Here is a 25,964-nt window from a genome sequence, read left to right as displayed (position 1 = left end):
GCGATAGAGTTAACCCGGGTTCAGTTCACTGAGCCCCTAGATTCAGGTATCTGGATATGGCCGAACCTCGTTTTATTCACCTGCGCGTTCATAGCGACTACTCCATGATTGATGGATTAGCCAAGATCGGACCGTTGGTGAAAAGAGCCGCCGCGTTAGCCATGCCTGCTTTGGCAATTACCGACTTTACCAACCTGTGTGGTCTGGTGAAGTTTTATGGCAGCGCGCACGGCGCCGGGATCAAACCGATCATCGGCGCGGATTTTCATGTGCAAAGCGAAGTGCTGGGCGACGAGCTGGCGCAGCTCACCGTACTGGCCGCCAATAATGAAGGTTACCAAAACCTGACGCTGCTGATTTCCCGCGCCTATCAGCGGGGTTACGGCGCCGCCGGCCCAATCATCGATCGCGACTGGCTGATTGAGCACCGTGAAGGGCTTATCCTGCTCTCAGGTGCCCGTCAGGGCGACGTCGGCAAGTTTCTGCTGCGCGGCAACCAGCCGCAGGTGGAGCAATGCCTGGAGTTTTATCAGCAGTACTTCCCCGACAGTTATTATCTCGAACTGATCCGTACCGGTCGGCCGGACGAAGAAAACTACCTGCATGCAGCGGTAGCCTTGGCGACCGAACGCGGGCTGCCGGTGGTGGCTACCAACGATGTGCGTTTTCTGGTAGCGGATGACTTTGACGCCCACGAGATCCGCGTTGCTATCCACGACGGCTTCACGTTGGATGATCCCAAGCGTCCGCGTAATTATACTCCGCAGCAATACATGCGTGACGAAGACGAGATGTGTGAGCTGTTTGCCGACATCCCGGAGGCGTTGCTCAACAGTGTAGAGATCGCCAAGCGTTGTAACGTGACTATTCGCCTTGGCGAATACTTCCTGCCGCAGTTCCCAACCGGTGACATGACCACCGAGGACTTCCTGGTCCTTAAGTCGAAGGAAGGGCTGGAAGATCGACTGGAATTCCTGTTCCCGGATCCGGAGGTGCGTGCTCAGCGCCGCCCTGAATACGACGAACGTCTGGACATTGAGCTGAAAGTCATCAACCAGATGGGCTTCCCGGGTTACTTCCTGATCGTGATGGAGTTCATCCAGTGGTCGAAAGACAACAACGTGCCGGTAGGGCCAGGCCGTGGTTCTGGTGCCGGTTCACTGGTGGCCTATGCGCTGAAAATCACCGATCTGGACCCGCTGGAATTTGACCTGCTGTTCGAACGTTTCCTTAACCCGGAACGTGTTTCGATGCCCGACTTCGACGTCGACTTCTGCATGGAAAAACGCGATCTGGTGATTGATCACGTGGCGGAGATGTACGGCCGTGAGGCGGTATCCCAGATCATTACCTTTGGTACCATGGCGGCGAAAGCGGTTATTCGCGACGTGGGCCGCGTATTGGGCCATCCGTATGGCTTCGTCGATCGTATCTCCAAGCTGGTGCCACCCGATCCGGGCATGACGCTGGAGAAAGCCTTTGCCGCCGAGCCGCAGTTACCGGAAATTTACGAAGCGGATGAGGAAGTCAAAGCGCTGATCGACATGGCGCGCAAGCTGGAAGGGGTGACGCGTAACGCCGGTAAGCACGCCGGTGGTGTGGTGATCGCACCGACCAAAATCACTGACTTCGCCCCCTTGTACTGTGACGCAGAAGGTCAGCACCCGGTCACCCAGTTTGACAAGAACGACGTGGAATACGCCGGGCTGGTGAAGTTCGACTTCCTGGGCCTGCGTACCCTGACCATCATCGACTGGGCGTTGGCGATGATCAACGCCCGCCGAGCGAAGACCGGGCTGGAACCGATCGATATCGCCGCTATCCCGCTCGAAGACAAGAAAAGCTTCGACATGCTGCAGCGTTCGGAGACCACGGCGGTCTTCCAGCTTGAATCGCGCGGCATGAAAGACCTGATCAAACGCCTGAAGCCCGACTGCTTCGAAGATATGATCGCACTGGTGGCGCTGTTCCGCCCAGGGCCACTGCAGTCAGGCATGGTAGATAACTTTATCGACCGTAAGCACGGCCGTGAAGAGATCTCCTACCCGGATATTCAGTGGCAGCATGAGTCGCTCAAGCCGGTACTGGAGCCGACCTACGGCATCATCCTGTACCAGGAACAGGTCATGCAGATTGCCCAGGTGCTGGCCGGCTATTCGCTGGGCGGCGCGGACATGTTGCGTCGTGCGATGGGTAAAAAGAACCCGGTCGAGATGGCCAAGCAGCGTGGCGGTTTCGAAGATGGGGCAAAATCACGCGGTATCGACGGCGAACTGTCGGTAAAAATCTTTGACCTGGTGGAGAAATTCGCCGGTTACGGCTTCAACAAATCGCACTCCGCCGCCTATGCGCTGGTGTCATACCAGACGTTATGGCTGAAGGCGCACTATCCAGCCGAGTTTATGGCGGCGGTAATGACCGCCGATATGGACAATACCGATAAGGTGGTGGGCCTGGTGGATGAATGCTGGCGTATGGGGTTGAAAATCCTGCCGCCGGACATCAACAGCGGCCAGTACCATTTCCACGTTAACGATGAAGGCGAGATCGTTTACGGCATCGGCGCGATCAAGGGCGTCGGGGAAGGGCCGATTGAAGCTATTCTTGAAGCGCGTAACAGTGGCGAGCAGGGCTATTTCAAAGACCTGTTTGACCTGTGCGCACGTTCTGATATCAAGAAACTGAACCGCCGCATTCTGGAAAAGCTGATCATGTCCGGGGCATTCGACCGCCTTGGGCCGCATCGCGCCGCGCTGATGAACTCATTGGGTGACGCGTTGAAAGCGGCCGATCAGCATGCCAAAGCCGAAGCGATCGGCCAGGTGGACATGTTTGGCGTGCTGGCGGAAGCGCCGGAGCAGGTGGAGCAATCCTACGCCAACGTGCCCCGCTGGCAGGAGCAGGTGGTACTGGACGGTGAACGGGAAACGTTGGGGTTGTACCTCACCGGGCACCCGATCACCCAGTACCTGAAGGAAATCGAACGCTATGCCGGTGGCCAGCGTTTGAAAGATATGCACCCGACGGATCGGGGCAAAATGACGACCGCTGTTGGGCTGGTGATTGCCTCACGGGTTATGGTCACCAAGCGTGGTAATCGCATCGGAATTTGTACGCTGGATGACCGTTCAGGCCGTCTTGAGGTGATGTTATTCACCGATGCGTTAGAAAAATACCAGCATTTATTGGAAAAAGACCGTATCCTGATCGCCAGTGGACAGGTCAGCTTTGATGACTTTAGCGGTGGGCTTAAAATGACCGCCCGCGAGCTAATGGACATCAGCGAAGCCCGTGAAAAATACGCTCGCGGACTTGCTATCTCGCTGACGGACAGGCAAATTGATGACCAGCTTTTGAACCGTCTCCGTCAGTCTTTGGAACCCCATCGCTCGGGGACGATTCCAGTGCATCTTTACTATCAACGGGAAGATGCGCGGGCCAAGCTGCGTTTTGGCGCAACCTGGCGCGTGACGCCCACCGACCGCTTATTGATAGATTTGCGGACTTTGGTAGGTAATGAGCAGGTGGAACTGGAATTTGACTAAAATAGGAATGCTATGAGTCTGAATTTTCTTGATTTTGAACAGCCGATTGCAGAGCTGGAAGCGAAAATTGACTCGCTGACTGCAGTCAGCCGTCAAGACGAAAAATTAGATATTAATCTGGACGAAGAGGTTCAGCGCCTTCGTGAAAAGAGCGTTGAGCTGACGCGCAAGATTTTTTCCGATCTTGGGGCTTGGCAAGTTGCCCAATTGGCACGCCACCCACGCCGTCCTTATACCCTGGATTATATCAAACACATCTTCACCGACTTCGAAGAACTGGCTGGCGATCGCGCCTATGCCGATGACAAAGCGATTGTCGGTGGTATTGCGCGTCTGGATGGTCGCCCGGTGATGATCATCGGTCACCAGAAAGGCCGCGAAACCAAAGAGAAAATCCGCCGTAACTTCGGCATGCCGGCACCGGAAGGCTATCGCAAAGCGTTGCGCCTGATGGAAATGGCTTCTCGCTTCAAGATGCCGTTGATCACTTTCATCGACACTCCAGGGGCATACCCGGGTGTGGGCGCGGAAGAACGCGGCCAGTCAGAAGCGATTGCCCATAACCTGCGTGAAATGTCTCGCCTGAATATCCCGGTGATCTGCACCGTGATTGGCGAAGGCGGTTCTGGCGGTGCATTGGCCATCGGCGTGGGCGACAAAGTGAATATGCTGCAGTACAGCACCTATTCGGTGATTTCACCGGAAGGCTGTGCATCAATCCTGTGGAAGAGTGCTGACAAGGCACCTCTGGCTGCAGAAGCGATGGGCATTACCGCACCCCGTCTGAAAGAGCTGAAGCTGATCGATTCGGTGATCCCGGAGCCTTTGGGTTCTGCTCACCGTGACGTGCCGGCAATGGCAGCCGCGCTGAAAGCGCAGCTGTTGGCTGACCTGAAAGATCTCGATGGCCTGAACAACGAAGAGTTGCTCAACCGTCGTTACCAGCGCCTGATGAACTACGGCTACTGCTGAGTTTTGTCATGCGTTGCAAGAAACCGCCTTCATTCGGGCGGTTTTTTTTTGGCTGATGAAAAGGGGGCTTTTGGGGTACACAGCACGGTTTTTTCATGTTTTTATAGACGACTGGTGGTTAACTGACAGGAGCAGCCGTTGAATATCATCGCGATCATGAGCCCAGCGGGCGTTTATTACAAAGACGAGCCGATCCGCGAGCTTCACACCGCACTGACTGCAATGAATTTCCAACTGGTGTATCCGAAAAACAGTGGTGATCTGTTAAAACTGATCGAGGCCAACGCGCGTATTTGCGGGGTGATTTTTGACTGGGACGACTACAGCCTGGAGCTGTGCAGCGATATCAATGAGCTGAATGAATATCTGCCGTTGTATGCCTTCATCAATCAGCATTCCACCTTCGACGTCAGCCTGCATGAAATGCGCATGGCGCTGTATTTCTTTGAGTATGCTCTGAATGCGGCGGATGATATTGCGCAGCGTATTCAGCAGTACACCGCCGAATACATCGATACCATTACGCCACCCTTGACCAAGGCGCTGTTCAACTATGTGCGCGAAGGGAAATACACTTTCTGTACTCCTGGCCACATGGCCGGTACTGCCTTTCAGAAAAGCCCGGTCGGTTGCCTGTTTTACGACTTTTTCGGTGCCAACACGCTAAAAGCAGATGTCTCAATCTCGGTGACTGAACTGGGCTCGCTGCTGGATCACACCGGCCCACATCTGGAAGCCGAAGAGTATATTGCCCGTACCTTTAACGCCGAGCAGAGCTATCTGGTGACCAACGGCACCTCCACTGCCAACAAAATTGTCGGTATGTATTCGGCACCGACCGGCAGCACGGTGTTGATTGACCGCAACTGCCATAAATCCTTATGCCATTTGCTGATGATGAGCGATATCGTGCCTATCTACCTGCGCCCGCTGCGTAATGCCTATGGCATTCTCGGTGGTATTCCGCAGCATGAATTTACTCGCGAGAGCATTGCCGGCCGGGTCGCGGCAACGGCTAACGCCAGCTGGCCGGTACATGCGGTGATCACCAACTCCACTTATGACGGTTTGTTGTATAACACCGACTACATCAAACAGACGCTGGACGTACCCTCAATTCACTTTGACTCGGCCTGGGTGCCCTATACCAACTTCCATCCCATCTACGACGGCAAGAGCGGTATGAGCGGCGAACGCACGCCCGGCAAGGTTATCTACGAAACCCAGTCGACGCACAAGCTGCTGGCCGCTTTTTCGCAGGCCTCAATGATTCACATTAAGGGTGACTACGACGAAAGCACCTTCAACGAAGCCTATATGATGCACACGACCACTTCGCCGAATTACGGCATCGTGGCGTCGATGGAAACTGCCGCAGCGATGCTGCGCGGTAATCCGGGGCGGCGATTGATAAATCGCTCGGTGGAGCGCGCACTGCATTTCCGCCGTGAGGTGCAGCGGCTGCGGGAGGAGAGCGACAGCTGGTTCTTCGACATCTGGCAGCCGGAGGAGATCGACGAGGCGCAGTGTTGGCCGCTGAACCCGGATGATAATTGGCACGGTTTCGGCAACACCGACAGCAACCACATGTACCTCGATCCGATCAAGGTCACTATCCTGACGCCGGGCATGAATGAGTTGGGCATGCTGGAAGAGAGCGGAATACCTGCGGCGCTGGTAGCGAAGTATCTGGACGAACGCGGTATCGTGGTGGAAAAAACCGGGCCTTATAATCTGTTATTCCTGTTCAGCATTGGCATCGATAAAACCAAGGCGATGAGTCTGCTGCGCGGTTTGACCGATTTCAAACGCGCTTACGATCTTAACCTGCGGGTGAAGAACATGCTGCCGGATCTGTTCGCGGAAGATCCGGACTTCTACCGCAATATGCGCATTCAGGATCTGGCTGCCGGGATCCACAGTTTAATCTGTTGGCACGATCTGCCGGGCCTGATGCAGCGGGCGTTTGACGTGCTGCCTGAAATGAAACTGACGCCGCACCAGATGTTCCAGCAACAGGTGCGCGGCAACGTAGAAACCTGCGAGCTGGATCAGTTGGTCGGCAAGGTGGCGGCCAACATGATCCTGCCTTATCCGCCTGGTGTTCCGCTGGTGATGCCGGGCGAGATGATCACCGAAGAGAGCCGTGCGGTGCTCGATTTTCTGCTGATGCTATGCTCGATCGGCGAGCGTTATCCGGGCTTTGAAACCGATATCCACGGGGCGAAGCTGACAGAGGACGGGCGTTATCTGGTGAAGGTGCTGAAAGCGCCGTTGGCTTAAGCAAATTCCCGGCAAATCAGGTTCACGCTGCTTGATGGCAGCGGTTCCTGCGTCAGACCACAAAAGGGTTGGCCATCCTGCTGTTGATGATAGCGGCAGCGATGGCATTCGCCGAATAACGCCACGTTATCATCCTGCTTTTGCAACTGGCGCAACAACTGCGTCAGCAACTCGACTAACTGCCCGCCGTCCTGCTGCATGGCATCCTGCGCGTCCTGTAAATAGGCCGGTGGGAACAGGGCATCCATCAATACGCGTGATTTGTCGGTCAGCTTTAGTCTGACGCTGCGTCGGTCCTTCTCGTCCGCAGTGCGGGCGATCATCCCGTTACTTTCCAGCTTTTTCAGCGATTGCGATACCGTGCCTTTGGTCAGGCCAAGATATTCCGTCACCGCCATCGGCGTGTTGGAGTAATGGTTGCAGCGCGCCAGGTAGTACAACGCACTCAATTGCACCGGGGGCAGGCTTTCCAGCTCTTCATGGCTACGCAGCCAGCTGCGTTGCAGGCTATTCAGCCGCTCCAATAAATCAAACAGTCTCAAGATGGGATCCTCGTTAGTGTGGGAAAATAGTATCGATTAAAAACTATATTGACAAGTCGTGATGGAGGATTTATTGTGCATCTGGTTTCGAATCGAAACTAAATAAGTGAATTCATTTCACACACAGTCAGAACCAAGGAGAATTATCATGACCAAGGCCGTTTTCTATCATGCCGGTTGTTCGGTTTGCGTCAGCGCAGAGCAGCAGTTGTTGGGCCTGTTGAGCCAAGATGTGCAAGTGGATGTGGTTCATTTGGGTGAAAAACCGGCGCATATCGCCGAAGCAGAAAAAGCCGGGGTACAGAGCGTACCGGCGCTGGTGGTGGATGGGCAGGTGCTGCACATCAACTACGGTGCTGCACTGGCCGATCTTAAAGCCTGATCTGCCGGTTGCGTTGCTGATTGCTGAATAACCGCCCCGTCTTGTATACGGGGCTTTTTGTCGTTGACGTCGCCACTGCCGCCGGATACCGTGCCTCATCACACCGATAATGAGACACACTATGTTGGCACTCCGACAGATACACCACATTGCCGTCATTGGTTCGGACTATGCGGCCAGTAAGCATTTTTATTGCGATATTCTGGGTTTCACCTTACTCGACGAGTTTTACCGCGAGGAGCGCGACTCCTGGAAGGCCGATCTGGCACTCAATGGGCAATACAGCATCGAACTGTTTTCCTTCCCATCACCCCCGGCTCGTGTCAGTCGACCGGAAGCCTGTGGCCTGCGCCATCTGGCATTCAGCGTCGGGGACATTGAGCAGGCCATCGAGCATTTGCAGGCTGCTGGCGTGGTTTGCGAGCCGATACGCATCGATCCTTATACCCAGTCACGCTTCACTTTTTTCAGCGATCCCGATGGCTTGCCTCTAGAATTATATGAGGTATGAATGCTTAATCGGGGCATATCGACGCAGGCCGGGCGCTCATATGGTATTATCCCGCGCTTGCCGCACCCCCTTTTGAGTTATTTTCACTATGCAAGAACCCGTTTTTCGCGTTGGTGAGTGGTTGGTTACTCCCGCAGACAACAAAATAAGCCGTGACGGGCGCCAGCTGGCGTTGGAACCGCGCTTAATCGATATGCTGCAATATTTCGCCCGACACCCGGATGTGGTGCTGAGCCGCGATGAGCTGATCGATAACGTTTGGAAGCGCAACATCGTCACCAATCATGTGGTGACGCAGAGTATTTCCGAACTGCGCAAATACCTGAAGGACGGTGACAGCAACAGCCCGGAATACATCATTACCGTGCCCAAGCGCGGCTATAAACTGGCAGCGCCAGTGATGTGGTGTGAAGGGGAAGAGACAACCCTGCCAGCGGCGCCACGGGTGGCGGTCATCACTCATGAGCCGGAAGATGGCAGTGAAGATGATGGCGCTGATTATGAGCCGCCAAAACCCAGCCAGACAAAAATACCCCCGGCAAAGCCGAAGGTGGCTTTTTATCGTCAATCACCGTTTTGGGTCTGGCTGGCTTTCCTGGCGGCGTTGAGCGCCTGCGTGGTGTTTGTGGCCATTGCAACTTTGTCGCGTCGCATACCAGAATCCACCATGCCGGTACTGATGAACCCGCGTGACATTGATATCCGCATTCAGGGGGGGAACAGCTGCAGTAACTGGACGCCGCAACTTTCCTATGTCGTTGGCCTGAGCGAAGTCGTCACGGACTCGCTAAACACCTATTCCACTTTCCTGGTGCATGATCAGACCAACTATAACTACACCGGGCCAAGCAGTTCGGGTAAATCGCTGACCATTGAGTTCGTCAACCAGCGCCACTATCGTGCCCAGCAATGTTTCCTGTCGGTACGGCTGGTGGACAATGCAGACAGCTCGATCATGTTGGATAAGCGCTACTTTATAACCACAGACAATCAACTGAAAATTCAGGAGGACTTCCTGAGTAGTCTGTCTGTGGCCCTCAATCAGCCGTGGCCGGCCCCCTTGCAGCAGCGGTTGATGAAACTCTTGCCAAACTCCGGCCCGGAACTGCAGCAGTATTATCAGGCACATCAGTTATTGATCCAGGGGGACATCGATTCTTTGACCCATGCCAGTAGCCTGCTGGGTGAGATGGTAAAATCGTCACCGGACTTTATTTATGTTGCGGCAGAAAAAGCGCTGGCAGATTTACTGCGCAACTCTTATCAGCCTTTTGATAGCGTACAGCTGGCGCAACTGGATACGGAGATAGCACGCCTGGATGCGCTGCCGGCATTAAAGGACAGTCCCGTTATTCAGCAGATTCATACGATACGGGCACTGGGGGAGGGGAAAACCGATGAGGCTTATCAGGCAATAAATAAAGGCATTGAGCTGCAGATGTCCTGGATGAATTATGTGTTACTCGGCAAAGTTTATGAAATGCAGGGCTACAATCGCTTGGCTGCTGATTCCTATATCACGGCATTTAACCTGCGTCCGGGCGAGAATACCTTGCATTGGATCCGTAATGCCGTCTTCCATACCTCAATAAACACCGTGGTTCCCTACCTCGAAAACTACAAGCCGGATAAAAAAACCAATTAAGCCACGCCGCCGAGTCAGGTTGTTTGACCGGCGGTGTTATTTATTGTGCTTTATTTGTTAAAACTCATTAACTCACTGGTTGATTTGTTTTTCTCTTTTATTTTCATTTGTTAGTGAAAATAACATCGCTATCTTAATGTTTTTATTGGTTGTTTATCTTTTCTTGAGCACGTGTTTATCTCTTGATGTGTTAATGAAAAACCTCAGTTTATCATTTGTATGATCATGAGCGTAATATCACTTTATCTTTAGGACTTTATTCCCGCCAATCATTAGCATCCTGACTATCAAGTCCGGTCATTAGCAAATTTGCATAACGGCCAAGACTTATAAGAAATCAAAATCAGGAGAAACTGACCATGGCTTCATCCAAGAAAATAGGGCTTATTGCCTGCACCGGTGTGGTTGCCGGTAATATGATGGGGAGCGGTATTGCCTTATTACCCGCGAACCTGGCAAGTCTCGGTTCTATCGCTATCTGGGGATGGGTAATTTCTATTATTGGCGCGATGTCACTGGCTTATGTCTATGCGCGTCTGGCCACCAAAAATCCTCAGCAGGGTGGTCCTATTGCTTACGCGGGTGAAATTTCCCCGGCGTTTGGTTTCCAGACCGGCGTGCTTTATTACCATGCAAACTGGATCGGTAATTTGGCTATCGGCATTACCGCAGTTTCTTACCTTTCTACCTTCTTCCCAGAGCTGAACAATCCGGTGCCGGCAGGTATCGCCTGTATCGCCATCTTGTGGGTGTTCACCTTTATTAACCTGCTCGGCGGGACCTGGGTCAGCCGTTTGACCACCCTCGGTCTGGTGTTGGTGCTGATCCCGGTGATTGTGACCGCGACGGCCGGCTGGCATTGGTTCGACGCTGCAACCTACCACGCTAACTGGAACACTTCCGGTACCACCGACAGCCATGCGGTAATCAAAAGTATTCTGCTGTGCCTGTGGGCGTTCATCGGCGTGGAGTCTGCCGCCGTCAGCACCGGCATGGTGAAAAACCCGAAACGCACTGTACCGCTGGCAACCATGCTGGGTACCGCGCTGGCCGGGATTATCTACATTGCGGCCACTCAGGTGATGAGCGGTATGTTCCCGGCTAGCCAAATGGCTGCCAGCGGTGCACCGTTCGCCGTCAGCGCCTCCGCCATTATGGGTAACTGGGCTGCACCTCTGGTCTCTGCCTTCACCGCCTTTGCCTGCCTGACTTCACTCGGTTCGTGGATGATGCTGGTTGGCCAGGCCGGGGTCCGTGCCGCCAACGACGGTAACTTCCCGAAAGTGTACGGCGAACTTGATAAGAACGGCATTCCTAGAAAAGGCCTGCTGTTGGCCAGCTGCAAAATGACCGCGCTGATGGTGCTGATTACTGCCATGAGCTCCGGCGGTGGTAAAGCTTCCGACCTGTTCGGGATGCTGACCGGTATTGCAGTACTGCTGACCATGTTGCCTTACTTCTACTCTTGCGTAGACCTGATCCGCTTTGAAGGCGTCAATATACGTAACCTGTTGAGCCTGATCGCCTCGGTTCTGGGTTGTGGCTTCTGCTTTATCGCACTGATGGGCGCCGAATCGTTCGAACTGGCCGGCACCTTCATCATCAGCCTGATCATCCTGATGTTCTACGCCCGCAAAATGAATACCCGTCAGACAGCGAAAGCCAATGCTGTAGCCATCGACAACAGCTCGACGGCCAAAGCGCACTAAGCACGTACTGACCCACTTCTTAATTCAGCCCCTTGCAACAACAGTTGTCATCCGTGATGGCAAGGGGCTCGCATTACCTGGAGAAATGATTATGAACGTTATTGCTATCATGAACCACATGGGTGTCTACTTCAAAGAAGAGCCCATCCGCGAACTGCACAACGCGTTGGAAAAACTGAACTTCCGCATTGTTTACCCGAACGACCGCGAAGATCTGCTCAAACTGATCGAGAATAATGCCCGTCTGTGTGGGGTAATCTTCGACTGGGATAAATACAACCTTGAGCTGTGTGAAGAAATCAGCGAATTGAATGAGTACATGCCGCTGTATGCCTTTGCCAACACCTATTCAACCCTGGACGTCAGCCTGAACGATCTGCGTATGCAGGTGCGTTTCTTTGAATATGCGCTCGGTGCGGCCAACGACATTGCCGACAAGATCAAACAGAACACCGATGAGTACGTGGACACTATCCTGCCACCGCTGACCAAAGCGCTGTTCAAATACGTGCGTGAAGGTAAATACACTTTCTGTACTCCTGGCCACATGGGCGGTACCGCCTTCCAGAAAAGTCCGGTCGGTAGCCTGTTCTACGATTTCTTTGGCCCGAACGCGATGAAATCCGACGTGTCAATTTCGGTCTCTGAGCTGGGTTCACTGCTGGATCACTCCGGCCCGCACAAAGAAGCGGAAGAGTATATTGCCCGCGTGTTCAATGCTGAACGCAGCTATATGGTGACTAACGGCACTTCTACCGCCAACAAAATTGTCGGTATGTACTCCGCACCCGCCGGCAGCACAGTGCTGATTGACCGTAACTGTCACAAATCGCTGACTCATCTGATGATGATGAGCGACATTACGCCGATCTACTTCCGCCCAACCCGTAACGCTTACGGCATCCTCGGTGGTATTCCACAGAGCGAATTTGCCCGTGCCACCATCGCCAAACGCGTGAAAGAAACCCCTAACGCGACCTGGCCGGTACACGCGGTGATCACCAACTCCACTTATGACGGTCTGTTGTATAACACCGATTTCATCAAGAGCACGCTGGATGTGAAATCAATCCACTTTGACTCTGCCTGGGTGCCTTACACCAACTTCCACCCGATCTACAAAGGCAAGTGCGGCATGAGCGGTGGCCGTGTGGAAGGGAAGGTGATTTATGAAACCCAATCCACCCATAAACTGCTGGCGGCATTCTCTCAGGCTTCGATGATCCACGTGAAAGGCGACATCAACGAAGAAACCTTCAATGAAGCCTACATGATGCACACCACCACTTCACCGCACTACGGCATCGTGGCTTCTACCGAAACTGCAGCGGCAATGATGAAAGGCAATGCCGGTAAGCGTCTGATTAACGGTTCAATTGAACGAGCTATCAAGTTCCGTAAAGAAATCAAACGTCTGAATGTCGAGTCTGAAGGTTGGTTCTTTGACGTTTGGCAGCCAGAACATATTGATGAAGCAGAGTGTTGGCCGCTGCGTTCCGACAGTGCATGGCATGGTTTCAAAGGTATTGATAACGAACATATGTACCTTGACCCAATCAAGGTCACCATGCTGACACCAGGGATGAGCAAAGACGGCGAAATGGAGTCGTTTGGTATCCCGGCCAGCCTGGTTGCTAAATACCTTGATGAGCACGGCATCATTGTTGAAAAAACTGGCCCGTATAACCTGCTGTTCCTGTTCAGCATCGGCATCGACAAAACCAAAGCTCTCAGCCTGCTGCGCGGCCTGACTGACTTTAAACGCTCGTTCGACCTGAACCTGCGGGTGAAAAACATGCTGCCTTCGCTGTACAAAGAGGCACCAGAGTTTTATGAAAACATGCGTATCCAGGAACTGGCCCAGAATATCCACAACCTGGTGAAACACCATAACCTGCCTGACCTGATGTACCGCGCCTTTGAAGTGCTGCCGGCGATGGTAATGAACCCGTTCCAGGCCTTCCAGAAGGAACTGCACGGCGAAGTGGAAGAGGTCTATCTGGAAGACATGGTGGGCAAAGTGAATGCCAACATGATCCTGCCATATCCTCCGGGTGTTCCGCTGGTGATGCCGGGTGAGATGCTCACCGAGGAAAGCCGTCCGGTACTGGAGTTCCTGCAAATGCTGTGCGAAATCGGCGCGCATTACCCAGGCTTCGAAACTGATATCCACGGCGCTTATCGCCAGGCGGATGGACGTTACACCGTGAAGGTGTTGAAAAACGATAAATAAGTGAAATAACAAGGGGAGGCGCTTGCGCTTCCCCTTTTGTCGTTCCCCGACTGATGGGAGAAAACCATGAAAACACCCTCACAGCCGCGCGCAATCTACTATGTCGTAGCCATACAAATTTGGGAATATTTCAGCTTTTACGGCATGCGTGCGTTACTTATTCTCTATCTTACCCACCAACTTGGTTATTCCGACAGCCGCGCCATTAGTCTCTATAGCGCTTACGCTTCCCTGGTTTATGTCACGCCGATCCTCGGCGGCCTGCTTGCCGATCGCTTGCTGGGCAACCGCGTTGCGGTCATTGCTGGCGCAGTATTGATGACTTTGGGTCATATCGTACTCGGCCTGAGCGCCGTATCGACGAATTCACTCTATCTGGCGTTGTCGATCATCATCTGTGGTTACGGCCTGTTTAAATCCAATATCAGCTGCCTGCTGGGCGAGTTGTATCAACCGCAGGACTCGCGCCGTGAAGGGGGCTTTTCACTGTTGTATGCCGCCGGTAATGTCGGGTCGATCCTGGCGCCTATCGCCTGTGGGCTGGCGGCAGAACGCTATGGCTGGCACGTTGGCTTTGCGCTGGCGGGGATCGGTATGCTGGCCGGGTTGACGATTTTCCTGTTCGGCAGCCGTCATTTCAGCCACACGCGCGGTGTGGATCGGGCGCAGATGTGCGTGACCACGTTGCGGGTACCGAATTGGGTGTGGTTGAGTGCCATGCTGTTGTTGGCGCCACTGTTCTTCACCTCGCTGTTCATCTATGACCTGGCAGGCCAATTACTGATGCTGGTGTGTGCCGCCGCGGTAGTCATGGTGATACGTATTATGGCCCGGGCCACAAGGGTGCAGCGTCGTGGGTTATGGCAGATAGTGATGTTGATGCTGTTGGGCACCTTGTTCTGGGCCTTCGCCCAGCAGGGCGGTAGTTCGATCAGCCTGTTTATCGATCACTTTGTCAACCGCCAATGGTTTTCCTGGACGGTGCCAACGGCATTGTTCCAGTCGGTTAACGCTTTTGCCGTGATGTTTGGCGGTGTGATGTTGGCCTGGTTGGTACGGGGAAATGGCAGTGGCAGCCGTACGCTGCGCATTTGGGGCAAGTTCGCCTTTGGTTTACTGCTGATTGGCGTCGGTTTTACCCTGATGGCGCTGAACGCCCGCTATGGTCAGGGCTCGATGAGCCTGATGATTGCCGGGCTGTCGGTGATGGGACTGGCCGAACTGTTTATCGATCCGGTCGCCATGGCACAGATTACCCGACTGAATATCCCAGGTGCGACTGGGGTATTGACCGGTATTTATATGCTGACCACCGGCTCGATAGCCAACTACCTGGCCGGCATTATCGCCGGTCAGACCGCTGACGACCCGGCTACGGGGGCGACGGCACAGGCCTATGTTCACCTGTTTGCTCAAATTGGTTGGTGGGCGATGGGGTGCACTGCGGCAGTGATTGCGGTGCTGGCCATGTGGTGGCTGCTGGCCGGTCGTCATATCCGTGTGGTTAATGCTTGATTGATGGTATGGCGGGGGGTAACGTGCAGCTATCTGGACGTCATTAAGCTTAATCAATGAATAGCAATCAATTATCTGCACAGCTTGCCCGCCAATTGGGTGCACACCGGAACTTGCTGGTGGCATTCAGCGGCGGGCTGGACTCCAGCGTGCTGTTGCACCTGCTGGTGGGGTTACGGCAGCAATGGCCGGACTTGCAGCTTCGCGCGGTGCACGTGCACCACGGCCTGAGTGCTTTTGCAGACCAGTGGGTAACACACTGTCAGCAACAATGCGTTGCCTGGCAGTTACCCCTGGTGGTTCAGCACGTGCAGGTTGATAGTCAGCAGGGCGGTATCGAAGCCGCAGCCCGGGCGGCGCGCTACTCGGCTTTTGCCACCACGCTGGCGGCCGGTGAAACCTTGCTTACCGCGCAACATCTTGATGACCAATGTGAAACCTTCCTGCTGGCGCTAAAGCGTGGCAGTGGTCCGGCGGGGCTATCGGCCATGGCTGCACAGACGTCGCTGGGGAATAATCATTTGCTGCGCCCACTGCTGGGTCACTCTCGTCAGCAGCTGGAGGCCTATGCGCAGCAACATCAGCTCAGTTGGATTGACGACGACAGTAATCAGGACCCACGCTTCGACCGCAACTTTTTACGCCTGCAGGTGTTGCCGCTACTGAATCAGCGCTGGCCGCACTTTGCTGCGGCGACGACACGAAGTGCCAGCCTGTGTGCCGAGCAAGAGCAATTGCTGGATGAGTTGCTGGCAGAACAACTGCACAAGTTGCTCGACGAAGACCGGGCGCTGGCGATTGATGGCCTGCTGACGTGTTCACCGGCCCGGCGTTTCGCCTTGTTACGCCGTTGGATCGCGCTATTTGGCGTCACCATGCCTTCGCGCGAACAGTTGCAGCGACTGTGGGATGAAGTGGCGCTCAGCCGTGATGACGCCGAACCCCAACTGCAATTGGGAAAAAATCAGTTCCGTCGTTTCCGCCGCCGTTTGTATCTGTTGCCGTTGATGGCCGATCTGAGCGAAATCAGTCTAAGCTGGTCATTGGGCGATCCGCTGATGCTGCCGGATGGTTTGGGTGAACTGGTCAGTGGGGAAGGTGACATCTGTCTGCGTGCGCCGCAATCACAGCAAAAAGTGAGCATCCGTTTTACCGCGCAGGGTAAACACCGCATCCTTGGGCGTGCACATTCGCGGTCGATCAAAAAATTGTGGCAGGAGTTGGGTATTCCTCCGTGGCAGCGTGAGTGTACCCCGTTGATCTATTATGATGACCAACTTATTGCGGCTCTGGGGGTTTTTGTCTGCGAGGCCGGACAAACGCCCGAAGGCCAGCAGCCCTGGCGGCTGCAGTGGCGTAAAAAATAATAATAGACTGAGGAACAATGATGAAATTTGTGAGCGCAATGGCGGTGATGTTGGGCCTGTTCAGCTTGCCGGCTTTGGCGGCGGGCGATGCGGCGGCAGGTAAGGATAAATCCGCCAGTTGTATGGCGTGCCACGGGGCGCAGGGGAAGGTGTCGATGCCAATGTACCCGAACCTGGCAGGGCAAAACGCGATGTATCTGGAGCATGCGTTGCAGGCGTACAAGAAAGGCGAGCGTAACGGGGGGCAGGCGGAAGTGATGAAAGCCTATGTTTCCCCGTTGTCTGATGCGGATATTGCCGATCTGGCGGCCTATTATGCCAGTTTAAAACCCTAGGCCAGTCCCAAACACGAGCCAGTCTAAAGCCATAAATGACGAGGGCAGCCGTTGGGCTGCCCTGTTGGGATGGCGTTACCGCTAAATCAATCAGACAGGCTGACGACCACGGTACCGATTTCCGGATGACTGAAACTGAGGATGTGATCCAGACGCAAGCTGAGAGCGTCGCCGGCCCGATCGATAATCAGGTACTCAACGCCCTTGGTAAACTTCAGCTCGGTGGCTTTGCCTTCGAATTTTTCTCCGTCGCGTAACTCCAGCTTCAGAATGTAGTTATGCTGACAGGCGAGTTCCAGGCTTTCATAGTCATCGCAATTGATGGATTGGTACTCATCATTCATCAACATAGTCGCTCACCAATAAGTTAGCGGCGGCAAAGGCCGCCTGTTCCCTAACGGAGGACGGTAGCGTGCTATTCGCAGCAACTTCGTCCAATGCCTTTAATACACATGCTAACGCATCAGGCACGTAGCCGAGATCACCACTGCCGATCTCAGCGTAAAAACGGCGTACTAACTCACAGTATTGTTGCACAGTTTCCTCCCTTAAGAACCTCTGCGTCATCGAAGCCTTATAGCGATGAGGCGCAGGCACTCGGAGCTTGACTCTATCCTAGACGACTATAGCACAGCTATTGGGGAGTTATTAGCACCTCCGCGCGGCTTTCGCACCGGGCTTTGCCCGGCCACGCTGGCCGCGGTTGGGCCAAATCAAGTACACTGTCGCCTGATAATAATGAGGTCACCCATGGCGCTGAAAGCTACTATTTATAAAGCCACGGTCAATATCGCTGATATGGATCGTCACTTCTACCACGACGCCACGCTTACCTTGGCCCAACATCCTTCGGAAACCGAACAGCGCATGATGCTGCGTCTGCTGGCCTGGATCTGTCATGCCGATGAGCGACTGGTGTTTACCAAAGGCCTGAGCGCCGATGATGAGCCGGAAATCTGGCGACGGAACGATCATAACGGGCTGGAAATGTGGATTGAAATGGGCCTGCCGGATGAAAAGCGCATCAAGAAGGCCTGCAACCAGTCACCGCGCGTGGTGCTGTATGCTTACGGCGAACGCGCCGGTCACGTATGGTGGCAATCGATGCAAGCTAAAGTGGCAAACCACAAAAACCTAAGCATCCGTTTCCTGGATGATGAACAATTAGGCAAGTTGGCGGCGTTGGCCAGCCGTAATATGACGCTGCAGGCCACGCTGCAAGAGGGAACTATCTGGCTTTCTGATACTCAGACTAGTCTGGAAATTCAGTTTGCCGAATGGCAACAGGCGCAGGTGTAACCGGTGTTGGAACTGTCAAGAAACGTAGCCATACCGGATAACGAAGTGGAATTGACGGCGATCCGCGCGCAAGGCGCGGGTGGTCAGCACGTGAACAAAACCTCAACGGCTATCCATTTGCGCTTTGACATCCGGGCATCCAGCCTGCCAGAGTATTATAAAGAAAGGCTGCTGGCCCTGAATAATCATTTAATTACCGCCGATGGCGTGGTGATTATCAAAGCGCAGGAATATCGCAGTCAGGAATTAAACCGCGAGGCCGCGTTGGCCAGACTGGTCACTTTGATCCAGCAGGCGATGGTGGTAGAAAAAACTCGCAGGGCGACCAAGCCCACCAAAGGGGCAAAATTACGTCGTCTGGAAGGCAAGGTACGCAAAGGCGCGACTAAAGCGCTGCGTGGCAAGATCCGCACTTAAGGACACATGAACACAGTAGGAGAATAACTGTGAAGAAAATAACACTGGCCCTGTTTTTAGCGGCAGGGGCACTTTCGTTACTGGGATGTAATAACCACTACCAGCCGAAAGAACAACCGCTTCAGGCGATGCAACAAAGTTATCAGGGCGTGCTGCCTTGCGCTGACTGCGGTGGTCTTGATACTGATCTGTTCCTGGATAAAGACGGCACTTTCGTCCTGCAGGAAACTTATCGCGGCACCAAAGATGGCGATCAAACCTTTGCCGACTATGGTAAGTGGGCGCGTACTGCCGACAAGCTGGTGCTGACCGACAGCCGTGGTGACAAGCGTTATTTCCGCCCGGTGGGTAAAAGTTTGGAAATGCTCGATCAAACCGGCATGCCAATTGAGTCGAAACTGAATTACCGCCTTGATCCGGTAGAAAAAGCCTTGCCTAAAACGCCGATGCCGCTGAAAGGCAGCTACACCTACATGGCGGATGCGGCAGTGTTCAAGGATTGCGCCACCGGTAAAACGTTCCCGGTCGACAATACTATCGAGCTGGAGCAGGGATATGCCAAGGCGTACAAAACGCCGGGCGAACCGGTGTTCCTGACCCTGAACGGCCACTTTAGCGTTCAGCCGTCAATGGAAGAGGGGCTTACCGAGAAGGCGCTGGTGCCGGACGGTAAAATAACCTTCGACCGCAGTAAAAATTGCGACAGCAAATAACTGCCATAAAAAAACCCGCCTCGGCGGGTTTTTAGTTTCTGCGACAGCGGATTAACGCTTGATCTGCCCCAGCAGGAAGTCAATGACTTCGCCGGTTTTAATCATTCGCTTCTCACCGACACGGCGGTTTTTGTACTCAATCTCTTCGCTGTCGAGGTTACGATCGCCGATCACGATAGAGTGTGGTACGCCAATCAGTTCCATATCCGCAAACATCACGCCCGGACGTTCTTTACGGTCGTCGAGGATCACGTCGATACCGTGGGAACGCAGAGTGTTGTACAACTCCTCCGCCAGCGCTTGCACGCGGAAGGATTTGTGCATGTTCATTGGCAGAATAGCCACCTGGAATGGCGCGATAGCGTCCGGCCAGATGATACCGCGTTCGTCATGGTTCTGTTCGATAGCGGCAGCGACCACGCGGGTGACCCCGATACCGTAGCAACCCATGGTCAGCACCTGATTACGGCCGTCTTCGCCCTGTACGGTAGCTTTCATCGCTTCCGAGTATTTGGTGCCAAGCTGGAAGATATGACCCACTTCGATACCGCGTTTGATAAGCAGTGTGCCTTTACCATCCGGGCTGGCATCGCCTTCGACGACGTTACGGATATCGGCAACCTGTGGCAGCGGCAGATCGCGCTCCCAGTTGATGCCGAAGTAGTGTTTGCCGTCGATGTTGGCGCCGGCGCCAAAATCACTCATCGCCGCTACGCTGCGATCGGCAACCACTGGGACCTGCAAATTGACTGGGCCGAGTGAACCAGGGCCTGCACCCACGATAGCGCGGATCTCTTCTTCGGTAGCAAAGACCAGAGGAGCTGCAACCTGCGGCAGCTTCTCGGCTTTGATTTCGTTCAGTTCGTGATCGCCACGCACCAACAGGGCAACCAGCTTGTGGCCACTTTCTTCTTTAGCGCGTACCAGCAGCGTCTTGACGGTTTTCGTCACCGGCAGCTGGAATTGCTCTACCAGTTCAGCAATGGTTTTGGCGTTCGGGGTGTCCACAATGCGCAGTTCTTCACTGGCTGCCGCACGGGGTTCAGCCGGTGCAACCGCTTCTGCCAGTTCGATATTGGCGGCAAAGTCGGAGCCAGTGGAAAACACGATATCGTCTTCACCGCTGTCGGCCAGCACCTGGAATTCGTGTGATGCACTACCGCCGATCGAACCGGTATCGGCATGTACCGGACGGAAATCCAGGCCCATACGGCTGAAGATTTTGCTGTAGGCTTCGTACATTGCTTCGTAGGTTGCCTGCAGCGATTCCTGCGAGGTATGGAACGAGTAGGCGTCCTTCATCAGGAATTCGCGCGAGCGCATAACGCCGAAACGTGGACGGACTTCATCACGGAACTTGGTCTGAATCTGGAAGAAGTTCAGCGGCAGCTGCTTGTAAGAGCTGATCTCGTTACGGATCAGGTCGGTGATCACTTCTTCGTGGGTGGGACCCAGTACGAATGGACGATCGCCGCGATCGACAAAGCGCAGCAGTTCAGGGCCATACTGTTCCCAACGGCCGCTTTCCTGCCACAGGTCGGCAGGCTGTACCACCGGCATGCAAACTTCGATCGCGTTAGCATTGTTCATTTCTTCGCGAACGATGTTTTCAACCTTCTTCAGAACACGCAGGCCGGTTGGCAGCCAGGTATAAAGACCGGAGGCCAGCTTGCGAATCATCCCGGCGCGCAGCATCAGCTGGTGGCTGATCACTTCGGCATCGGCAGGTGTCTCCTTCAGGGTGGAGAGCAGATATTGGCTAGTACGCATGGTGTTTTGGTTCCGTTAGAACTGCAAATTGCAACCGGCTGCCAGTAGTAGGGCAGCCAAAATTTTCGAAAGTGATTTAGTTTACCAGTGCGAGCGGGTTGTCAAAAGAGAGACGGTGGAATTTTAACGCAGGTCGAGAGACAGCACCTCGGTTTGTTGATCCACTACTCGCCAGCGCACGTTGAAATCCAGTAGCCAAACGGCATAATCCCGTTCTGCTGATTGCCCCTTGCGGTAGGCTGGACGCGGATCCTGAGCCAGCACCTGGCTGATAAAACGCCGCAGCTGCGGATAACGCCGCTGATGTTGCTGCAACTGTTGTTCCGCTTCTGGTGCAAAGCAGACCGGCATATCACCGGCGGGCGCTGCCTGAGCAAAGCCGGCGCGGGCCTGCGGCTGGCTTTCGGCAAACGGCAAATAAGGTTTGATATCCACCACCGGTGTGCCATCAACCAGATCGAGACTGCCCAACTCCAGCACCACTTCACCGCCCTGTACCCGTACGCCTTTTAATTCGATCAGTGACATACCGAGCGGATTGGGGCGGAAGGTTGAGCGGGTGGCAAATACCCCCATTCGGGCATTGCCGCCGAGGCGGGGGGGCCGGACAGTGGGGCGCCAGCCACCTTCCATGGTTTGATGGAAAATAAACATCACCCATAGATGGCTGAATTCGCTGAGTCCGCGTACCGCTTCCGCCTGATTATAGGGCGGCAGCAGCACTAACTCACCGCCACCGTCTTCGACTAACCCCGGTTGGCGGGGCACGGCGAATTTTTCTTTATACGGTGAACGGATGGTACCGATCTGGTTGAAAACAAATTCGGTCATTTGGACGAAACGTTAAGCGCTGAACCCTGGCAAATGGCCTGTTGGTAACAGCCGGCAACACCGATGACAATCTGGCAGTCATGCAACAGCACGGCATTGGCCTTCATATAAGAGGCGCGGATTTGCATGCGCTTACGGGCGGTCGCCAGATTCGGTGGCGAGTCCTGAACGGTTGTCTGGCAGGATTCGCCAGAAACTTCACCCAGATCGCGGAATGGTTTGCCCACTAATTCTTCTGCACTTTTGTACAGTTTAACCGGAGCCGGACGCGCTGCTGGCGTGGTTTTGGTTGGAGTGGTTACTGCCGGTTTGCTGGTGCTGTTTGTGGACGGGGGCGCGAAACGCTGCGACGAACACCCGGCCAGCGCAAGCGCTAACAAACAGAGAGGTAAAGCACGCATTGAGATTCCTCTGCCTTGATGGAATAGTTAAGTGGCGCTATTGAAGCAATCTATGGTGGAAATAACAAGACGGGCCGTAGCCCGTCTTACAATTATAGGAATAAATTCGGTAATTAATGATTACCAGCCTTTAACTGCGCCACCGTTAAAGATCTTGTTGGCCGCTTCATTGACTTCGTCAGACTGATAAGCCTGAACGAACTTCTTCACGTTTTCCGCGTCTTTGTTATCTTCGCGGGCAACCAGCAGGTTAACGTACGGTGAGTCTTTATCTTCAACAAACAGGCCATCTTTTGCCGGCGTCAGGCCAATCTGGCTGGCGTAAGTGGTGTTGATTACCGCCAGAGCGATTTGCTGATCGTCCAGGGAACGTGGCAGTTGTGGCGCTTCCAGTTCAACCAGCTTCAGGTTTTTCGGGTTTTCAGTGACGTCCAATACGGTCGGCAGCAGACCAACACCGTCTTTCAGTTTGATCAGGTTAACCTTCTGCAGCAGCAGCAGGGAACGGCCCAGATTGGTAGGGTCGTTGGGCAGTGCAACCTGAGAACCGTCTTTCAGTTCGTCCAGAGATTTGATTTTCTTGGAGTAACCGGCAATCGGGTAAACGAAGGAGTTGCCGACCGACACCAGCTTGTAGCCGCGATCCTTGATCTGCTGATCCAGGTAGGGTTTGTGCTGGAAGGCATTCAGATCGATATCACCTTTGCTCAGCGCTTCGTTTGGCAGCACGTAGTCATTGAAGGTCACCAGTTCGACGTCCAGACCGTATTTCTCTTTCGCCACTTTTTGCGCGATTTCAGCAACCTGCTGTTCAGCACCGACAATGACGCCGACTTTGATATGGTTCGGATCTTTTTCTTCCTGACCGCAGCCTGCCAGAGCCAGAGTACCGATCAGTGCGCCGATTGCCGCGATGGATTTAAATTTTAACGACATATCCCTTCCTCATTAGACTCGCATTTGAAATACGCTGTGTGAGCGCAGTTGCTGTGAAAACTACTTATGGGTGACGGCCTTGACGATCCGGTCACCGAAGAACTGAATCAAATAGACCAGCACCACCAGTAATACTAATACGGTATTCATAACTGTGGCGTTATAACCGATATACCCGTACTGATAGCCAATCTGTCCCAGACCACCTGCACCGACTGCGCCACCCATGGCGGAATAACCCACCAAAGTGATCAGGGTGATAGTGGCGGCGTTAACCAGGCCAGGCAGGGCTTCCGGCAGCAGGACTTTCTTGATGATTTGCATCGGGGTAGCCCCCATCGCGCGGGCAGCTTCCACCAGACCGGAAGGGATCTCCAGCAGGGCGTTTTCCACCATACGGGCAATAAAGGGTGCTGCGCCCACGGTTAGCGGCACGATAGCCGCCTGCAGACCGATCGAGGTACCGACGATCAAACGAGTAAAGGGAATCATCCACACCAACAGAATAATGAACGGAATGGAACGGAAAACGTTCACCAGCCCGGACAGCGCTCTATATAGAGTGTTATTGGCGGCGATTTGCCCTGGGCGAGTCACATACAGCAGCACGCCAACCGGCAGGCCAAGTACGAAACCGAAGAAGCCGGAGACAAAGGTCATCATGACGGTTTCCCACACGCCACGAGCCATTAACCACATCATTGCCTCAGACATAACCCAGAACCTCTACTTTTACCTGATTTTCCTGCAGGAATTTAATCGTTGCCAGCGCGTCTTCATCACTGCCATGCAGCTCTGCCAGCATCACGCCGAATTTAACGCCGCCGGCATAATCCATCTGCGCACTGATAATGTTGTTGTTAACGTTGAAGCGACGGGCGGCTTCTGACAGCAGCGGCGCATCAACGGACTGACCGGTGAATTCCAGGCGTAATAGCGGCTGACGGCCACCACTGCGTTCCGGGGCCAGGCGCTTGGCATAATCATCCGGGATATCCAGATGCAGCGTAGCTTGAATAAACTGTTGGGCCAGCGGAGTTTTCGGGTGCGAGAACACTTCGCTGACGCTGTCTTTTTCAATCAACTGGCCCTGGCTGATGACCGCAACCTGATCGCAGATGCGTTTCACTACATCCATTTCATGGGTGATCAGCAGGATGGTCAGCCCAAGACGACGGTTAATATCTTTCAGCAATTCCAGAATGGAACGGGTGGTGGCCGGATCCAGTGCGCTGGTGGCTTCATCACACAGCAGAACCTTGGGCTGGCTTGCCAATGCACGGGCAATCGCCACGCGCTGCTTTTGGCCACCCGACAGGTTGGCCGGGTAGGCGTCATGTTTGTCTGACAGCCCGACCAGCTCCAGTAATTCGGTTACGCGTTTTTTGATTTCAGCGCGTGGAGTGTTGTCCAGCTCCAGCGGCAGTGAAACGTTGCCAAATACCGTGCGGGAAGACAGCAGATTGAAATGCTGGAATATCATGCCGATCTGGCGGCGAGCGCGCGTCAGTTCGCCTTCAGACAGCGAGGTCAGATCCTGTCCGTCAACCAGTACCTGGCCGGAGGTAGGACGCTCAAGCATGTTGGCGCAGCGGATTAACGTACTTTTACCGGCGCCTGATGCACCGATAACGCCATAAATTTGCCCGGCAGGGACGTGAAGAGTCACGTCAGAGAGCGCGGTAATGGTGCGCGAACCCTGCTGGAACACTTTGGTGATGTTAGAAAGTTTAATCATATTCTTCTTATTTTAGCGTGGTTGCCCGTGGCTAGATAAAAGTAAACCCTGGCGTGGACCAAGGTATGAGTCAGATGTTAAGGCGTCTAGACGTCCAAGTCAACGATCAACGCTGTTCTCTGCCGTTCTCAGTGCCGGGTAAAACATGCGATACTGTGTGCGTTTTCAGGCCCTCAGGAGCAAACCGGTGACACAAAGCGTTCCAGCAATTTTCCTCGATCGTGATGGCACGATTAATGTTGACCATGGCTACGTCCATGAAATCGATAATTTCCACTTTATTGATGGCGTGATTGACGCCTGTCGCGAACTTAAAAAGATGGGCTTTGCTCTGGTATTGGTGACCAACCAGTCCGGCATCGCGCGCGGTATGTTCAGCGAAGACCAATTTATGTACCTGACCGAGTGGATGGACTGGTCGCTGGCCGATCGTGATGTTGACCTGGACGGCATCTATTTCTGTCCACATCATCCTGATGCAGTAGTAGAAGAGTTCCGTCAGGTGTGCGACTGCCGTAAACCTCAACCGGGCATGTTGTTGCAGGCGCAGCAGGAATTGAACATTGATATGGCTGCTTCTTATATGGTTGGCGACAAACCGGAAGATATGCAGGCAGCAATAGCGGCAGGCGTCGGGACTAAGGTGCTGGTGCGTACCGGTAAACCAGTCACTGAAGAAGGTGAGAAACTGGCGGATTGGGTGATAAACAGCCTGGCAGACCTGCCGGAAGCCATCAAAAAGCGGGTTTAGTAGACGTTATGCATGAATAGTGAGCGGTCAGATAAAAAGTGAATATAAACCCTTGTCATTCTGAACCAG

Annotated in this window: 24 protein-coding genes; 15 read left to right on the top strand and 9 right to left on the bottom strand. The window is 54.0% G+C overall.

What is annotated here, in order from left to right; genetic code table 11:
- Positions 1–56 precede the first annotated feature (56 nt).
- The 3 genes from dnaE to E5C26_RS19245 all read left to right on the top strand — a co-directional run bounded on the left by dnaE (position 57) and on the right by E5C26_RS19245 (position 6,800).
- On the top strand, positions 57–3,545 hold the full coding sequence (gene dnaE, locus E5C26_RS19255) for a DNA polymerase III subunit alpha (RefSeq protein WP_135317739.1): 3,489 nt from the start codon (positions 57–59) through the stop codon (positions 3,543–3,545).
- 12 nt (positions 3,546–3,557) lie between these two features.
- Positions 3,558–4,517 (top strand): acetyl-CoA carboxylase carboxyl transferase subunit alpha, encoded by a 960-nt coding sequence (gene accA, locus E5C26_RS19250; protein ID WP_135317738.1) that lies wholly within the window; start codon positions 3,558–3,560, stop codon positions 4,515–4,517.
- 138 nt (positions 4,518–4,655) lie between these two features.
- Positions 4,656–6,800 (top strand): lysine decarboxylase LdcC, encoded by a 2,145-nt coding sequence (locus tag E5C26_RS19245; RefSeq protein ID WP_135317737.1) that lies wholly within the window; start codon positions 4,656–4,658, stop codon positions 6,798–6,800.
- On the opposite strand, the gene E5C26_RS19240 is transcribed toward E5C26_RS19245, so the two are convergent.
- On the bottom strand, positions 6,797–7,342 hold the full coding sequence (locus E5C26_RS19240) for a MarR family winged helix-turn-helix transcriptional regulator (protein WP_135317736.1): 546 nt from the start codon (positions 7,340–7,342) through the stop codon (positions 6,797–6,799). The genes E5C26_RS19245 and E5C26_RS19240 overlap by 4 nt on opposite strands.
- Before the next feature lie 148 nt (positions 7,343–7,490).
- Here E5C26_RS19240 and E5C26_RS19235 point away from each other — a divergent pair, with 148 nt between their 5' ends.
- The 8 genes from E5C26_RS19235 (at position 7,491) to E5C26_RS19200 (ending at position 17,039) form a co-directional block, all read left to right on the top strand.
- Complete coding sequence (locus tag E5C26_RS19235) at positions 7,491–7,724, top strand: glutaredoxin family protein (RefSeq protein WP_135317735.1); 234 nt, start codon at positions 7,491–7,493, stop codon at positions 7,722–7,724.
- Between the two features lie 121 nt (positions 7,725–7,845).
- Positions 7,846–8,235 (top strand): VOC family protein, encoded by a 390-nt coding sequence (locus E5C26_RS19230; protein WP_135317734.1) that lies wholly within the window; start codon positions 7,846–7,848, stop codon positions 8,233–8,235.
- A gap of 88 nt (positions 8,236–8,323) precedes the next feature.
- Positions 8,324–9,880, top strand: a complete 1,557-nt coding sequence (gene cadC, locus E5C26_RS19225) for a lysine decarboxylation/transport transcriptional activator CadC (protein WP_135317733.1) — start codon at positions 8,324–8,326, stop codon at positions 9,878–9,880.
- A 359-nt stretch (positions 9,881–10,239) separates the two neighbouring features.
- The gene (gene cadB / locus E5C26_RS19220) at positions 10,240–11,589 is read left to right on the top strand and encodes a cadaverine/lysine antiporter (RefSeq protein ID WP_135317732.1); all 1,350 of its coding nucleotides are present in this window, start codon (positions 10,240–10,242) and stop codon (positions 11,587–11,589) included.
- 91 nt (positions 11,590–11,680) lie between these two features.
- Positions 11,681–13,822, top strand: coding sequence for a lysine decarboxylase CadA (gene cadA / locus E5C26_RS19215; protein WP_135317731.1), 2,142 nt, complete (start codon positions 11,681–11,683; stop codon positions 13,820–13,822).
- A gap of 66 nt (positions 13,823–13,888) precedes the next feature.
- Positions 13,889–15,337: a dipeptide permease DtpD gene (gene dtpD / locus E5C26_RS19210; RefSeq protein ID WP_135317730.1), complete on the top strand. Its 1,449-nt coding sequence runs from the start codon at positions 13,889–13,891 to the stop codon at positions 15,335–15,337.
- 56 nt (positions 15,338–15,393) lie between these two features.
- A complete protein-coding gene (gene tilS / locus E5C26_RS19205) occupies positions 15,394–16,704 on the top strand; it encodes a tRNA lysidine(34) synthetase TilS (RefSeq protein ID WP_135317729.1) in 1,311 nt (436 codons plus the stop codon).
- A 17-nt stretch (positions 16,705–16,721) separates the two neighbouring features.
- Positions 16,722–17,039, top strand: coding sequence for a c-type cytochrome (locus E5C26_RS19200; RefSeq protein WP_206194295.1), 318 nt, complete (start codon positions 16,722–16,724; stop codon positions 17,037–17,039).
- A gap of 86 nt (positions 17,040–17,125) precedes the next feature.
- On the opposite strand, the gene rof is transcribed toward E5C26_RS19200, so the two are convergent.
- Positions 17,126–17,383 carry a Rho-binding antiterminator gene (gene rof / locus E5C26_RS19195; protein WP_368040125.1) on the bottom strand — a complete coding sequence of 86 codons (258 nt, stop codon included), beginning with the start codon at positions 17,381–17,383 and terminating at the stop codon, positions 17,126–17,128.
- On the bottom strand, positions 17,376–17,576 hold the full coding sequence (locus E5C26_RS19190; RefSeq protein ID WP_012146467.1) for a YaeP family protein: 201 nt from the start codon (positions 17,574–17,576) through the stop codon (positions 17,376–17,378). The genes rof and E5C26_RS19190 overlap by 8 nt, the downstream gene beginning before the upstream one ends.
- Before the next feature lie 213 nt (positions 17,577–17,789).
- Between E5C26_RS19190 and E5C26_RS19185 the strand changes: the two genes are divergently transcribed.
- Genes E5C26_RS19185 through nlpE form a run of 3 tightly spaced genes read left to right on the top strand, consistent with a single transcriptional unit; the run spans position 17,790 to position 19,468 of the window.
- On the top strand, positions 17,790–18,338 hold the full coding sequence (locus E5C26_RS19185) for a YaeQ family protein (RefSeq protein WP_135317728.1): 549 nt from the start codon (positions 17,790–17,792) through the stop codon (positions 18,336–18,338).
- A 3-nt stretch (positions 18,339–18,341) separates the two neighbouring features.
- Positions 18,342–18,755 carry an alternative ribosome rescue aminoacyl-tRNA hydrolase ArfB gene (gene arfB / locus E5C26_RS19180; protein ID WP_012146465.1) on the top strand — a complete coding sequence of 138 codons (414 nt, stop codon included), beginning with the start codon at positions 18,342–18,344 and terminating at the stop codon, positions 18,753–18,755.
- 29 nt (positions 18,756–18,784) lie between these two features.
- Positions 18,785–19,468, top strand: a complete 684-nt coding sequence (nlpE, locus tag E5C26_RS19175) for an envelope stress response activation lipoprotein NlpE (RefSeq protein ID WP_135317727.1) — start codon at positions 18,785–18,787, stop codon at positions 19,466–19,468.
- A gap of 51 nt (positions 19,469–19,519) precedes the next feature.
- Here the strand turns inward: nlpE and proS are convergent, their stop codons facing one another.
- The 6 genes from proS to metN all read right to left on the bottom strand — a co-directional run bounded on the left by proS (position 19,520) and on the right by metN (position 25,144).
- Positions 19,520–21,238: a proline--tRNA ligase gene (proS, locus tag E5C26_RS19170; protein WP_135317726.1), complete on the bottom strand. Its 1,719-nt coding sequence runs from the start codon at positions 21,236–21,238 to the stop codon at positions 19,520–19,522.
- Between the two features lie 123 nt (positions 21,239–21,361).
- Positions 21,362–22,069 (bottom strand): tRNA (N6-threonylcarbamoyladenosine(37)-N6)-methyltransferase TrmO, encoded by a 708-nt coding sequence (gene tsaA, locus E5C26_RS19165; RefSeq protein ID WP_135317725.1) that lies wholly within the window; start codon positions 22,067–22,069, stop codon positions 21,362–21,364.
- Positions 22,066–22,470: an Rcs stress response system protein RcsF gene (gene rcsF / locus E5C26_RS19160; protein WP_135317724.1), complete on the bottom strand. Its 405-nt coding sequence runs from the start codon at positions 22,468–22,470 to the stop codon at positions 22,066–22,068. The genes tsaA and rcsF overlap by 4 nt, the downstream gene beginning before the upstream one ends.
- Positions 22,471–22,590: 120 nt before the next feature.
- Positions 22,591–23,406: a MetQ/NlpA family lipoprotein gene (locus tag E5C26_RS19155; RefSeq protein WP_004952177.1), complete on the bottom strand. Its 816-nt coding sequence runs from the start codon at positions 23,404–23,406 to the stop codon at positions 22,591–22,593.
- A gap of 60 nt (positions 23,407–23,466) precedes the next feature.
- Positions 23,467–24,120, bottom strand: a complete 654-nt coding sequence (locus E5C26_RS19150; RefSeq protein ID WP_135317723.1) for a methionine ABC transporter permease MetI — start codon at positions 24,118–24,120, stop codon at positions 23,467–23,469.
- A complete protein-coding gene (metN, locus tag E5C26_RS19145; RefSeq protein WP_012146459.1) occupies positions 24,113–25,144 on the bottom strand; it encodes a methionine ABC transporter ATP-binding protein MetN in 1,032 nt (343 codons plus the stop codon). The genes E5C26_RS19150 and metN overlap by 8 nt, the downstream gene beginning before the upstream one ends.
- 187 nt (positions 25,145–25,331) lie before the next feature.
- Here metN and gmhB point away from each other — a divergent pair, with 187 nt between their 5' ends.
- Positions 25,332–25,895, top strand: coding sequence for a D-glycero-beta-D-manno-heptose 1,7-bisphosphate 7-phosphatase (gene gmhB, locus E5C26_RS19140; RefSeq protein ID WP_135317722.1), 564 nt, complete (start codon positions 25,332–25,334; stop codon positions 25,893–25,895).
- Positions 25,896–25,964: the final 69 nt, after the last annotated feature.

The sequence above is a fragment of the Serratia proteamaculans genome (genome assembly GCF_004684015.1).
Lineage (GTDB): Bacteria > Pseudomonadota > Gammaproteobacteria > Enterobacterales > Enterobacteriaceae > Serratia > Serratia proteamaculans_F.
This window is presented reverse-complemented; position numbering and strand designations above follow the sequence as displayed.

Coding starts and splice junctions, on each gene's coding strand:
- cadA (WP_135317731.1), top strand. CDS start 11,681: ATGAACGTTATTGCTATCATGAACCACATGGGTGTCTACTTCAAAGAA.
- E5C26_RS19230 (WP_135317734.1), top strand. CDS start 7,846: ATGTTGGCACTCCGACAGATACACCACATTGCCGTCATTGGTTCGGAC.
- tilS (WP_135317729.1), top strand. CDS start 15,394: ATGAATAGCAATCAATTATCTGCACAGCTTGCCCGCCAATTGGGTGCA.
- dtpD (WP_135317730.1), top strand. CDS start 13,889: ATGAAAACACCCTCACAGCCGCGCGCAATCTACTATGTCGTAGCCATA.
- tsaA (WP_135317725.1), bottom strand. CDS start 22,069: ATGACCGAATTTGTTTTCAACCAGATCGGTACCATCCGTTCACCGTAT.
- rcsF (WP_135317724.1), bottom strand. CDS start 22,470: ATGCGTGCTTTACCTCTCTGTTTGTTAGCGCTTGCGCTGGCCGGGTGT.
- dnaE (WP_135317739.1), top strand. CDS start 57: ATGGCCGAACCTCGTTTTATTCACCTGCGCGTTCATAGCGACTACTCC.
- E5C26_RS19200 (WP_206194295.1), top strand. CDS start 16,722: ATGATGAAATTTGTGAGCGCAATGGCGGTGATGTTGGGCCTGTTCAGC.
- cadC (WP_135317733.1), top strand. CDS start 8,324: ATGCAAGAACCCGTTTTTCGCGTTGGTGAGTGGTTGGTTACTCCCGCA.
- accA (WP_135317738.1), top strand. CDS start 3,558: ATGAGTCTGAATTTTCTTGATTTTGAACAGCCGATTGCAGAGCTGGAA.
- E5C26_RS19155 (WP_004952177.1), bottom strand. CDS start 23,406: ATGTCGTTAAAATTTAAATCCATCGCGGCAATCGGCGCACTGATCGGT.
- E5C26_RS19185 (WP_135317728.1), top strand. CDS start 17,790: ATGGCGCTGAAAGCTACTATTTATAAAGCCACGGTCAATATCGCTGAT.
- proS (WP_135317726.1), bottom strand. CDS start 21,238: ATGCGTACTAGCCAATATCTGCTCTCCACCCTGAAGGAGACACCTGCC.
- E5C26_RS19150 (WP_135317723.1), bottom strand. CDS start 24,120: ATGTCTGAGGCAATGATGTGGTTAATGGCTCGTGGCGTGTGGGAAACC.
- E5C26_RS19235 (WP_135317735.1), top strand. CDS start 7,491: ATGACCAAGGCCGTTTTCTATCATGCCGGTTGTTCGGTTTGCGTCAGC.
- metN (WP_012146459.1), bottom strand. CDS start 25,144: ATGATTAAACTTTCTAACATCACCAAAGTGTTCCAGCAGGGTTCGCGC.
- cadB (WP_135317732.1), top strand. CDS start 10,240: ATGGCTTCATCCAAGAAAATAGGGCTTATTGCCTGCACCGGTGTGGTT.
- rof (WP_368040125.1), bottom strand. CDS start 17,383: ATGAATGATGAGTACCAATCCATCAATTGCGATGACTATGAAAGCCTG.